This window comes from Kitasatospora sp. NPDC054795 (assembly GCF_053611565.1).
The window spans coordinates 1-11,118 of record NZ_JBSHAP010000202.1; the positions used below are offsets into that span (position 1 = coordinate 1).

The following is an 11,118-nucleotide window of genomic DNA, read 5'->3' on the forward strand; positions in this document are numbered from 1 at the left end:
GCGGCGACGGGCGCCGGCCCCGGTCAGGGCCCGATCAGGCCCCGGTCGACCCGCTCAGGGCCCGATCAGGCGCAGCGAGGCCCACAGGGCCAGGACGGCGGCCGTGAGGGTGGCGGGGACGGCGAGCAGGCCCAGGCGGGTGAACTCGCGCAGCTCCACCGGCAGTCCGCGGTCGCGGACGATGCCGCGCCACAGCAGGGTGGCCAGCGAGCCGGCGTAGCTGAGGTTGGGGCCGATGTTCACCCCGAGCAGGACCGCGAGGACGGCGCCGGGCCCGGCCGGGGCGGCCAGCGGCACCAGGGCGAGGGTGGCGGGCAGGTTGTTGATGACGTTGGCGAGGACGGCGGCCAGGGCGGCGGTGGCGAGCAGGGCGGGCAGGGCGGTGCCGTCGGGGACGAGGTGGGCCAGGCCGGCGGCCAGGCCGTTGTCGACGACCGCGCGCACCACGATGCCCAGGGCGAGGACGAACGCCAGGAACGGCAGGGCGGCCGAGCGCACCACCGTCGCGGGGGTGGCGTGGCCGCGGGCCAGGGCGCGCGCGGCCAGGACGGTGGCGCCGGCGGCCGCCGCCCAGGCCGGGTCGACGTCCAGTGCGGAGGCGAGGACGAACCCGGCGAGCGTGCAGCCGACGGTGGCCAGGGCGAACAGCGGCATGGCGGGGGCCGGTCCGGTCTCGGGCGCCGCGGTGGGGGCGGCGTCCAGGTCGGCGGCGAAGAAGCGGCGCAGCACCAGGTACTCGACGCCGACCGCCGCCAGCCACGGCAGTGTCATCAGGGCGGCGAAGCGGCCGAAGCTCAGGCCGCTGGCGGTGAAGGCGAGCAGGTTGGTCAGGTTGGAGACCGGCAGCAGCAGCGAGGCCGTGTTCGACAGGTGGGCGCAGGCGTACAGGTGCGGCCCGGGCCGGGTGCCCAGGCGGGCGGCGGTGGCGAGGACGACGGGGGTGAGGAGTACGACGGTGGCGTCCAGGCTGAGCACTGCGGTGACCAGGGAGGCGACGGTGAACACCTGGACCAGCAGTCGGCGAGGGCGGCCGGCGGCGCTGCGTGCCATCCAGGCCCCGCAGGCGCGGAACAGCCCCTCGTCGTCGCAGAGCTTGGCCAGGACCAGGACGGCGGCGAGGAAGCCGATCACCGGTCCGAGGCGGGCGGCCTCGGCTGTGGCGTGCTCCAGCGGGACGGCGCCGGTCGCCACCAGCAGGGCGGCGGCCGGCACCGCGGCGGCGGCCTCCGGCCAGCCCCAGGGGCGGGCGACGGCGCAGACCAGGACGAGTACCAGCAGGCCTGCGGACAGGGCTTCGGCGCAGGCGGTGTTCAGGGGGTGCTCCTCGGGGGCCGGGGACGGGTGTCCGTGCGGTGGGCGGTGCTCGGGCCCGATTCGCGGCCCGGCGCAGCATGCCACACGGGTGGCCGGCGGGCGCCGGGCGGGTCGGCGCGCTCGGCCCCGGCCCCGGATCAGGTCAGGGTCAGTCCCACCAGAAGGACCACTGGTGGGCGCCCACCAGCCCCTCGGCGTACTCGGTGAGGCTGCCGGTTCCCTGGAAGACCAGGTCGGGGCAGAAGGCGGTGTGCTCGGCGGCCAGCGGGAGCGCCTCGGCGAGCGTGGCGGGCGGCACGGGGACGCTCAACTCCAGGGTGTCGAAGCCGACTTCGACGATCTGGGCGCCGAAGCGGCGTTCCCAGTCGGCGAGCACGGTGGCGATCCTGGCGATGTCGTCGTGGTTCGTGGGGCCGCTCCAGCCGCACACCGCGAGGGCCTGGGCGCCGCTGTCGGCCCGCACCAGGCCGAGGCGGACGTCCTTGACGGACCGCAGCACCTCGGCCAGCTCCCGGGCCTCGGTGCCGGCGGCGCCGTCGGGGACGGTGGCGGCGGGGGCGGGGCCGGGCCAGGTGCGGCCGTAGGGGGCGAGGGCTTCGTCCAGGATCTCGGCGTCCTCGCTCACCTCCCCGTCCTCGTCCTCGTCGACCTGCTTCCACCAGGTGGCCAGCAGGGCGGCCGGGTCGTAGAGGTCGGGTACGGCGGCGTCGACCGGGTACAGCTCGCCGGACAGCCAGGGCCGGTAGTCGGGGCCGGCGGGGTCCAGCGGGGTGAGCAGCAGCGGCCACAGCCCGGTCCGCGGGTGGGCGCGGTGCAGCCGGCGCCAGAGCCCGGCGGGGGCGGGGGCGTCGCTGATCCACAGCAGCGGCTCGGGCCCGTCGTCCGCGGTGACCGTACGGCCGGGCGGCAGGTCGACGGGCAGGTCGACCTGCAGGGCGGCGAGGGCGGCGACGAGGTCCAGGTGCTCGGTCATGCGGCTCACCGTAGGGGCGGGCACCGACAACGGGCGGGGGCGCGAGAAGTCGGCCCCGCCGACTTCTCGCGCGGCGGCCCCGCCCGCAACGCCTCAGGACCAGGGCAGTCCCGCCCGCGTACGCCAGTACGCCCCGGCCGGCTCGGCCATGGCGCCGAGGGCGGCGAGGTCCTCGGGGGTCGGGCGGAGGCCGGTGGCGGCGAGGTTGGAGGCGAGCTGGCCGGGGGTGGCGGCGCCGGACAGGACGATGTCGGCCCAGGGCTGGGCGGTGGCCGCGGCGAGGGCGAGGGCGTCGGGGGTGGCGGCGGTGCGGTCGGCGAGGGTGCGCAGCGGGGCGGTGTCGGGGCCGGTGGCGTTGCGGCCGGCGAGGCGGCCGTTGGCCATGCCCTCCTTGACGACGACGAGCCATCCGGCCGCGTGGGCTTCGGCGAGGGCGGAGGCGGCGGAGGTCTCCAGCAGGTTCCAGGTGGCCTGGACGGCGGTGAACAGCGGTCGGCCGTCCGCGGTGACGGCGAGGGCGCGGCGGATGGTGTCGGCCTGGGCGGGGCCGCTGGTGGACAGGCCCACCCGGACGCCTTCGGCGGCGAGGTCGGCGAGGCGCCGGTGCAGGGCGGGGTCGGTGAGGGCGGGGCTGTCGGGGGTGACGGAGTGGACGAGGTAGACGTCGAGGTGGTCGCCGAGCAGGGTGCGGGTCTCGTGGATCTGGCGGTCGTAGACGGTGGTGGAGTGCTCCTTGACCTCGTGCGCGGCGACTCCGTCGGTCTGCCAGTCGGCGGTGTAGGTGTAGCCCCATTTGCTGCCGACCGTCACCTCGGCCGCGGCCTCGGGGTGTTCGGCGAGCCACTGGCCGAGGAACTCCTCGGCGCGGCCGTAGGAGCGGGCGGTGTCGAGGTAGCGCACGCCGGCGGCGTACGCGGCGTCGAGCAGGGTGTGGGTGCGTTCGCGCAGGGCGTCGACGGTGCGTTCGGCGGGCAGGTCGGCGTCGCGCCCGAGGTTGATGTAGCCGGGCCGGCCGACGGCCGCCGTGCCCAGGCCGAGGCGCGCGGGGTGCGGGCGCGCGGCGGCGGGGGCGGGGATCGCGGTGGCGGCGGGGTCGGTCGGCATGGCGGGCTCTCCTCGGGCGCGACGGTTCTCACCTGGGACTTTAGCCGCGCGGTGGGGTCGGGGTGTCAGCCGGCCGCGAGGGTGCCGCTGATCCAGGGGGCGTAGGCGGGCACGTCGGTGTACAGGCCGGGGCCGCCCGCGCAGGGCACGCCGGGGGCGCCGGGGCCGGAGGTGGTGCCGACGAGTTCCCAGCGGCCGCCGCGGCCGCGCTGGATCTGGGGGCCGCCGGAGTCTCCGAAGCAGGCCATGGCCCGGGGCACCTGGCTGAGCGTGCACAGGCGGGTGGGGTCGGCCCAGCCGGGGGCGCAGTCGGTGGTGGCGCCGATGCGGGTGGGCAGTTCCTGGAGGCGGTCGGGGAAGACCATCCGCTGGTAGTCGGTGGTGTCGACGACGGTGCCGAAGCCGAGCAGCCGGGTGGGGGTGCCGGGGCTGCCGGGGTGTTCGGCGATGCGGACGGGCTGCTGGGGGGTGGGGCGGTCCAGGCGGACCAGGGCCAGGTCGTTCCGGTTGGGGCGGGTGGCGCCGTCGCCGAACTCGAAGCCGGGGTGGACGACGACGCGGTCGACCCTGCGCACGGTGCCGCCGCTGTCGCGGTGGGCGCTGCCGATGCGCACGGTGCCCTTGAGGGTGACGCCGGTGTCCTCGGTGCCGACCACGCAGTGGGCGGCTGTCAGCACCCACTGGCGGTCGATCAGGGTGGCGCCGCAGGCTCCGTCGGCGAGTTGCTCGGCGCTCAGCGGGAGGGTGGCCATGAAGGGGTAGCGCTCGGTGGAGTCGCGGCCGTTGACGATGGCCGAGGCGCTCGTGCTCATGACGGTGGCGCCGAGCGCGGCGGCCAGGGCGGTGACGGCGGCGGCCCGGGCGGCGGTGCGGCGACGGGCGGGCTCGGGGGCGGTCGTACGGGCGGTCGTACGGGCGGCGGTGCGGACGGTCTTGCGGAAGGTCACGGGTGACGGCCTTTCGGTTCGGCTGGTGCTGACGGCTCCAGCCAACCCGGCGCCGGCCCGCCGGAACACCCGGCCAGCGGGCCACCGTGACCTGGGGGTATCCCCCGCTCGCGCCGTCGGGCTACCAGGCGGGCCGCCCGCTCTCCCTCGGCGACACCGACGGCGACGCGGGGGCGGTGCCGCGCTCGGGGGCGGTGCCGCGCTCGCGTTCGCGCTCGGGCCCGGTCGCCGGCCCGGTCGCGGGCCAGCCCGAGGAGGAGGTGCGCACGGCCTGGACGGGCGCGGCGATCGGCGCCTCCAGCGGACGGGCGGCGCGCACCGGCGCCGCGGTCCGGGTGACGGCCTGGGTGACGGCCGGGGCGACGGCCTGGTCCAGACGCAGCACGAAGTTGACGTAGTCGAGCGGTTTGCCCGGCCAGTGGCAGTCGTTGCTGGTGAACAACTGGCTGCGCAGGCCGTCGTGCTCGGTGACCGGTCCGGGGGTGGTGCGCAGGTTGGGCTGCCAGCTGCGGCCCCACAGGTGGTGTTCCAGGGACAGCGTCCAGCTCTCCTCGTCCACCTCGATGGTCGCGCCGACCCGCCCGGACAGCACCCGCAGCCCGTACGCGCCGCGCACGACGGCCCGCTGGTCGAAGTCGGCGCTCCTGCCGACGACGGTGATCCGCCATGCTCCGTGGAACCTGAGCACGCCTGCCTCCTGACGCCGCGGCGCCCGCTCCGGCAGAGGGCGCCCCTTCCACGTCTACGGCCCCGACCCGGCCCCCGGCTCAACGGCGGGGCTGTCAGCGCCCGGGACGTGCCCTGGCCTGCGCCGCGGTCCAAGGCCCCGCGGGGCCCGCCGCACCGTCCCTTGCGGCCCGCCGTCCCGGGGGCCCGTGGCCGGCCCCGTCAGGTCCGCCACAGAAGCCAGGCGTCGCTGCCGCAGGTCAGTTGGAGGGCCTGTTCCCGCTGGCCACCGGCCTGCCTGACCGCCGCGCACTTGTCGCTGTTGTTGCTGATCAACTGCCAGGCGTAGTAGGTGGGGTCGTAGTGGAGCGTCCAGTACTGGTCGGGGAAGAGGTGGTGGCTCTCGTCACCGCAGGGATACTGGGTGATCACCGCCCCCACCTCCTTGTGCGCGGCGTCGACCGACAGACACAGGCCGCTGTTGCCGTTGCGGATCGAGTAGAGCGGGCCGGCGCCGCCCTGCCCCTCCGCGGTGAGCTGCCAGAACTGCTCCGGCCCGCGCCCGCAGTCCTCCTGCACCAGGCCCTCGGCCGCCTGTCTGCTCCCGTCGGGTACGGACAGGCACATCCGGGTGGCCGCGTTGGTGAACCGCAACCAGCCGGTCGGCGGTGAAGGCGGCTTCGGCGCAGCGGTGGGGGCCACCGGGCTGGTGGCCCCCGGGTCCGACGGTCGCGGCGCGGGCGGGAGGGAGGACGGTTCCGGCGCGGGCGCTGCGCTCGGGGTCGGCGTGGGGGTCGGCGAGGGAGTGGGTGTGGGAGTGGACGTGGGTGTGGGAGTGGGTGTGGGGATCGGGGAGCTCGACTGAACGGCTGGGGACCCGGCCGCGGCCGGGATGCCGCCGCTTCCGGACGGCTGCTCCGGTCCGGGCCCGACGTTCCTGCCGACGGCGGACGGGAGGAACTGCCAGACGCCCACCGCGAGCAGACTCGCCGCGACGGCGGCGACGGCCGCGGCACCCGCGAGCGCTCTGCGTCGAGGGGCCCGAGGGGCCCGGGGTTCTGCGGTCCGAACGGCCCGCGGGCCCTGTCCGTCCCGTTGTGTCGCCCCGCGGGTACGCGCGGCGGCGTCGTCGAGGATGGCACGCAGGCGGTGCTCCACCTGCCGTGCGCCGCCCGGCCGGTCGGCGGGATCCTTGGCGAGCAGTTCCCGCACCAGCCCGTCCAGGGCGGCCGGCAGACCCGGCTGCAGGGAACTCGGGGCCGGAGGCTCGGCTGTCGCGTGCTGGACGTACAGCTCCTGCCACTCCTCGCCGTGGAACGGCAGGGTGCCGGTGCTCAGTTCCAGCAGCACACAGCCCAGCGCGTAAAGGTCGGCCCGCCCGTCGACGTCCTTGTTCGTCCAGCGTTCCGGGGCCATGTACGGCAGTGAGCCGATGATGGTGCCCTCATCGGTCAGCCGGGTGACTCCGGCCCGGTGGCGGGCTATTCCGAAGTCCAGCACCTTGACCGTGCCGGCTCGGGTGATCATGACGTTCGCGGGTTTGATGTCCCGGTGGATCACGCCCGCGTCGTGGGCAGCGGCCAGCGCGCTGCAGATCTGGGCGGCCCACTCCAGGGCGGATTCCAGCGGTGGGAGCCCCCGCGAGAGGACCGCGGACAGGGACTCGCCGTCGATGAGTTCCATGACCAGGTAGAGGATGCGCTCACCGTCACGGTCGGCCTCGCCGAAGTCGAACACGGTCGCTATGTGCGGATGCGGAAGGTTGCCGTTGAACCTGGCCTCACGCGTCATCCGCAGACCGTCGACCACCGAGCGGGGCACCCCGACCTTGACGGCCACGGCCCGCTGAACCTGGGGGTCGAAGGCTCTCCAGACCACACCGAACCCACCCGCGCCCAGCCGCTTCTCCAGCCGGTAGCGGCCGTTCAGCACCTCACCCGATCGCATTCGCCCCCCAGCGACTGGCCTGCGGTCGGCGGCCGACGGCCGACACGGTACGCCGATCGCCTCACGCCCTGCCGACCGCCCTGCTGAACTTCCGCGGGGAACCTACCAGGTTGAGACCCCGCCCGAGGGCGGTTGTCCCCATGTCGCCGGACGCCCGGCCGGGACCTCGGGCCCTGACCGGAACCGGGACCTCGGGCCCGGGACGGTCCGGACGGGTCGTTCTCCGGTGCCGGCTACGCCTGTTCGCGGGGCGGGTGGGGCCTCAGCGCGTGACGGCCGCCGCGATCCGTAGGGCGGCCTGGGCGGGCGTGAGGCGGGTGGTGTCGAGGACCTCGGCCTCGGCGTGCAGCCAGGTGCGGGCCGCCTCGGCGTAGGGTTCGAGGTGCCTGAGGCGGAAGGAGGAGGGGCCGAGGACGGTGTCCCCCTCGATCCGTCCGCGGAGGGTCTCCTGGTCGGCGTGGAGGACGAAGTGCCGTACCGGGATGGCACGTTGGGCCAGGCCCGCACTGATCTCCCGCCAGTACCGCTCGACCAGGACGGTCATGGGCATCACCAGGGTGCCGCCGGTGTAGTCGAGCACCCGGTGGGCGGTCTCGACCACGAGCTGCCGCCACGGCGGCCAGTGCTGGAAGTTGTCCGTCCGGGGCAGCCCCGGCGTGATGTCCATGAGGGTCTCGCCGACCTTCTCGGCGTCGAACACCCGCGCATCCGGAATCAGTGGCGGCAGGAGTGCGCCGGTCGTCGTCTTGCCCGCGCCGTGGGTGCCGTTGAGCCATACGATCACGGCTCGATGCTAGTCCCGCTCGGAGCCCTGGGGGCGCGGGGCGCCCGCCACGCGGCGCTCGCCGCCGTTGCGCTCCTGCCAGAGGCGGTACACCTCGACGGCGTCCTCGCGCGGCTCGTGGCGCATCGGCAGCCTGCGCTCCTGCCACGGCTTGGCGAACTCGTCGTAGAAGGTGCCCAGTTCGAAGTACGTGCGGTCGTCGACGTAGTGGGGCTCGTAGGCGTCTCGGGTGGTGAGGAAGACGACCTCGTCGGGCGAGCAGTAGTAGAGCGAGCCCAGGCACATCGGGCAGGGGTGGGCGAGCACGTAGACGGTGGTGCCGGTCAGGTGCTCGGTGCCGAGCCTGGTGCAGGCCTCGCGGATGGCGAGGATCTCCGCGTGGGCGGTGGGGTCGCCGGTCTGGGCGACCCTGTTGGGGCTCTCCGCGAGGATCTCGCCGTCCTTGACGATGACGGTCGCGAACGGGCGCCCGCCCTCGGTGACGTTCTGGCGGGCGATGTCGATGGTGCGCTGGACGAAGTCCATCAGGGCCTCCGGGGCGGGAGCGGGGGTAAGGGGCGGGGTAAGGGGCGGGAGGGGCGGGCCGGGGGTCCCGGCCCGCCTCCCGATCGGCAGGGCTCGGCCGCAAGGGGCCGGTCAGAAGGGCTTGGTCGGCAGGTACTTGCCGTCCAGGGTGATGATCGCGCGCTCGCCGCCCTCGGGGTCGGCGACCTTCCGCACGTCGAGCCTGAAGTTGATCGCGGAGATGATGCCGTCGCCGAACTCCTCGTGCACCAGGGCCTTGAGGGTCGTGCCGTAGACCTGGAGCATCTCGTAGAAGCGGTACATCGTCGGGTCGGTGGGGATGCGGTTGGGCATCGAGCCGCGGAGCGGGACGGTCTGCAGCAGCAGTGCCGCGTCCTCGTCCAGGCCGAGCAGTTCGGCCACGGCCTTCGCGGACTCCTCCGGCAACGGGTGCTGGCCGAGGACGGCGGCGGTGGTGAAGGCCACCGACAGGCCGGAGGCCTCGGCGATCCGCTTCCAGGAGAGGTTCTTGCGGATCTTGGCGTCGACGGCGGCGTCGGCCAGCGCCTCGCGGGCGCTCTGGTTGAACTGGGCGTGCACCATGGCGGTTGTCCTTCTCTCTGCGGGGGTCCACGTCACCCGGGGACGGGGGCGACGCGAGGGGGTACGGGGGGGTGGGGCGATCAGGCGGCGAGCGCGGGGGCGCCGGCGCCGAGGACCTCGACGCGGCCGGTGGGGATGTCGTAGACCCAGCCGTGCAGGGCGACCCCGCCCCCGGCGAGGGCGCGGGCGACCGAGGGGTGGGTGGTCAGGTTCGCCAGCTGGGCGAGCACGTTCTGGCGGACCAGCGCGGGGACGTCGCCGTCGGCGGAGGTGCGGGCCACGGAGGCGTCGGCGTGGCGCAGCCAGGTGGCGACCGCGGGGGCGGCGCTGAGGTCGTGGCCCTCGGCGAGGGCGGTCATCGCGCCGCAGGCGGAGTGGCCGCAGACGACGATGTCCCGCACGCCGAGTGCGGCGACGGCGTACTCGATGCTGGCCGCGACGCCGTCGGCCTCGGGTGTGTGGGCGGGCACCAGGTTGCCGGCGGTGCGGATGACGAACAGGTCGCCCGGCTCGGTGCCGGTGATCAGCTCGGGGACGACGCGGGCGTCGGAGCAGCCGATGAACAGGGTGTGCGGGGCGTGGTGCGTGGCCAGGTGGGCGAAGAGTTCCGCCTTGGCCGGGAAGACGTCCCGCTGGAAACGGGCGACGCCGTCGGTGAGGTCCTGCACTGGTCACTCCCTTCGGGTGGTGGCCGGCCCCGGTGGGCCGGTGAGATCCACCATGCATGACCTGTGCCTATAGCGTCCAAGAGCTGTTGGGCATGGAACCCATTGGTCGCATCTATAGTCTGTTCCATGGCCGCCCCCGAACTGCGTCACCTGCGCTATCTGCTCGCCGTCGCCGAACACGGCAACTTCACCCGCGCCGCCGAGGAGCTGCACATCTCCCAGCCCACGCTCTCCCAGCAGATCAGGCAGCTGGAGAAGACCCTGGGCGTGCAGCTGCTGGACCGCACCGGCCGCACCGTGCGGCTCACCGACGCCGGCGCCGTCTACACCGACCACGCCCGGCGCGCGCTGCGCGACCTGGCCGCCGCCGAACGCGCCGTCCACGACGTCCAGGACCTCTCCCGCGGCCACCTGCGCCTGGGCGTCACCCCCACCTTCACCGCCTACCTGGTCGGCCCGCTCACCGCCGAGCTCCACGCCCGCCACCCCGGCGTCGGCCTCACCCTGACCGAGACCACCCAGGACCGCATCGAGGCCGCGCTGCTCGCCGACGACCTCGACCTCGGCATCGCCTTCGCCGACACCCACCCGCCCGGCGTCACCGCCACCGCGCTGTTCACCGAGACCCTCAGCCTCGTCACCGGCACCTCGCGCGCCCGGACGCTGCCCGGCCCGCTACCGGTCCACGCCCTCAAGGACGAACAACTCGCCCTGCTCAGCGGCGACTTCGCCACCCGGGCCCACATCGACGGCTACTTCGCCCGCCACCGGGCCGCCCCGCGCATCGCGGTCGAGGCCAACTCCGTCCAGGCCCTCACCGAGATCGTCCGACGCACCGGCCTGGCCACCGTCCTGCCCGACGCCCTCGCCCACGACCACCCCCACCTCGCCCCCGTCCCCCTCGACCCTCCCCTGCCCACCCGCACCGTCACCCTCCTGCACCGCGAGGGCGCCTACCGCAGCGCCGCCGCCCGCGCCTTCACCCGCCTCACCCGCGACCTCGTCCACGCCCGCGGCTACCCGCCGGCCCCGTAGCCCGCACCGGGCCGCCCCCACCCCGACCGCCCCCTGACGGGCTCTCGGCGAGCGGCGGCCGGCACCGGCCCGGTCAGCGGCGGGCGGCGGCGGCCAGGGAGCGGAGCTGGACGTGGACGGCGGCGGGTTCGGTGCCGGTGAGCGCGGCGATCTCGGCGGCGGACAGGTCGAGGACCAGATGCAGCAGCAGGACGTCCTGCTGGGCGGCGGTGAGGTGGGCGACCGGGCCCAGCGGCCGGGGGCCGGCCAGGGTGCAGACCCGGCGGCGCACCGCCTGCCAGGCGCAGGCGGCCGGGCTGGCGGTGGACAGGGCGTCGAGCCAGTGGCCGCCGAGTTCCTCGAAGGCGGAGCGGACGGCCAGGGGCGCGGCGGCGGGCGGCAGGAGCAGTTCGGCGTAGTCGAGGTAGTGGCGCAGGTGGAGGTCGTGCAGCGCCCACAGGCCCAGGGCGGGCCCGGGGGCTGCCGATCGGCGTCGTGGTGTCGGCATGGTGGTGTCCCGAGGTGGCGCGGGTGGGTGCTGGTCCGCGGCGGGTGCCCGGCCCGGTCCGCGGCCGGGGCGCGGGTGGCGCGTCC

Annotated in this window: 12 protein-coding genes; 1 reads left to right on the plus strand and 11 read right to left on the minus strand. The window is 75.2% G+C overall.

Translation table 11 applies throughout. The annotated features are described in order from the left end of the window. Positions 1-54 precede the first annotated feature (54 nt). The 10 genes from ACWGJO_RS39310 to ACWGJO_RS39355 form a co-directional block, all read right to left on the minus strand. Positions 55-1,314 carry an SLC13 family permease gene (locus tag ACWGJO_RS39310; protein WP_452190475.1) on the minus strand — a complete coding sequence of 420 codons (1,260 nt, stop codon included), beginning with the start codon at positions 1,312-1,314 and terminating at the stop codon, positions 55-57. Positions 1,315-1,462: 148 nt separating this feature from the next. Further along, positions 1,463-2,287, minus strand: coding sequence for a DUF4253 domain-containing protein (locus tag ACWGJO_RS39315; RefSeq protein WP_452190455.1), 825 nt, complete (start codon positions 2,285-2,287; stop codon positions 1,463-1,465). A 93-nt stretch (positions 2,288-2,380) separates the two neighbouring features. After that, a complete protein-coding gene (locus ACWGJO_RS39320) occupies positions 2,381-3,391 on the minus strand; it encodes an aldo/keto reductase (RefSeq protein WP_452190456.1) in 1,011 nt (336 codons plus the stop codon). 65 nt (positions 3,392-3,456) lie between these two features. Continuing rightward, a complete protein-coding gene (locus ACWGJO_RS39325; protein ID WP_452190458.1) occupies positions 3,457-4,338 on the minus strand; it encodes a S1 family peptidase in 882 nt (293 codons plus the stop codon). A gap of 121 nt (positions 4,339-4,459) precedes the next feature. Further along, a complete protein-coding gene (locus tag ACWGJO_RS39330; protein ID WP_452190460.1) occupies positions 4,460-5,026 on the minus strand; it encodes a hypothetical protein in 567 nt (188 codons plus the stop codon). A 200-nt stretch (positions 5,027-5,226) separates the two neighbouring features. Continuing rightward, entirely contained in the window at positions 5,227-6,951 is a 1,725-nt protein-coding gene (locus ACWGJO_RS39335; RefSeq protein WP_452190462.1) for a serine/threonine protein kinase, read from the minus strand. A 262-nt stretch (positions 6,952-7,213) separates the two neighbouring features. After that, positions 7,214-7,735 (minus strand): ATP-binding protein, encoded by a 522-nt coding sequence (locus tag ACWGJO_RS39340; protein WP_452190464.1) that lies wholly within the window; start codon positions 7,733-7,735, stop codon positions 7,214-7,216. A gap of 9 nt (positions 7,736-7,744) precedes the next feature. Continuing rightward, the gene (locus ACWGJO_RS39345) at positions 7,745-8,260 is read right to left on the minus strand and encodes a nucleoside deaminase (protein ID WP_452190466.1); all 516 of its coding nucleotides are present in this window, start codon (positions 8,258-8,260) and stop codon (positions 7,745-7,747) included. A gap of 111 nt (positions 8,261-8,371) precedes the next feature. Beyond that, positions 8,372-8,842, minus strand: a complete 471-nt coding sequence (gene cynS / locus ACWGJO_RS39350; RefSeq protein ID WP_452190468.1) for a cyanase — start codon at positions 8,840-8,842, stop codon at positions 8,372-8,374. Positions 8,843-8,922: 80 nt separating this feature from the next. Continuing rightward, positions 8,923-9,510 carry a carbonic anhydrase gene (locus ACWGJO_RS39355; RefSeq protein ID WP_452190469.1) on the minus strand — a complete coding sequence of 196 codons (588 nt, stop codon included), beginning with the start codon at positions 9,508-9,510 and terminating at the stop codon, positions 8,923-8,925. Positions 9,511-9,636: 126 nt separating this feature from the next. Here ACWGJO_RS39355 and cynR point away from each other — a divergent pair, with 126 nt between their 5' ends. After that, entirely contained in the window at positions 9,637-10,545 is a 909-nt protein-coding gene (gene cynR, locus ACWGJO_RS39360) for a transcriptional regulator CynR (protein WP_452190471.1), read from the plus strand. A 73-nt stretch (positions 10,546-10,618) separates the two neighbouring features. On the opposite strand, the gene ACWGJO_RS39365 is transcribed toward cynR, so the two are convergent. Then, positions 10,619-11,118 (minus strand): sigma factor-like helix-turn-helix DNA-binding protein (locus tag ACWGJO_RS39365; RefSeq protein ID WP_452190473.1); only part of this gene is annotated, 500 nt, incomplete at its 5' end.

Bases quoted from the DNA above. Each gene is read 5' to 3' on its own strand.
- ACWGJO_RS39335 (WP_452190462.1), bottom strand. From the start codon at position 6,951: ATGCGATCGGGTGAGGTGCTGAACGGCCGCTACCGGCTGGAGAAGCGG.
- cynS (WP_452190468.1), bottom strand. From the start codon at position 8,842: ATGGTGCACGCCCAGTTCAACCAGAGCGCCCGCGAGGCGCTGGCCGAC.
- cynR (WP_452190471.1), top strand. From the start codon at position 9,637: ATGGCCGCCCCCGAACTGCGTCACCTGCGCTATCTGCTCGCCGTCGCC.
- ACWGJO_RS39315 (WP_452190455.1), bottom strand. From the start codon at position 2,287: ATGACCGAGCACCTGGACCTCGTCGCCGCCCTCGCCGCCCTGCAGGTC.
- ACWGJO_RS39320 (WP_452190456.1), bottom strand. From the start codon at position 3,391: ATGCCGACCGACCCCGCCGCCACCGCGATCCCCGCCCCCGCCGCCGCG.
- ACWGJO_RS39345 (WP_452190466.1), bottom strand. From the start codon at position 8,260: ATGGACTTCGTCCAGCGCACCATCGACATCGCCCGCCAGAACGTCACC.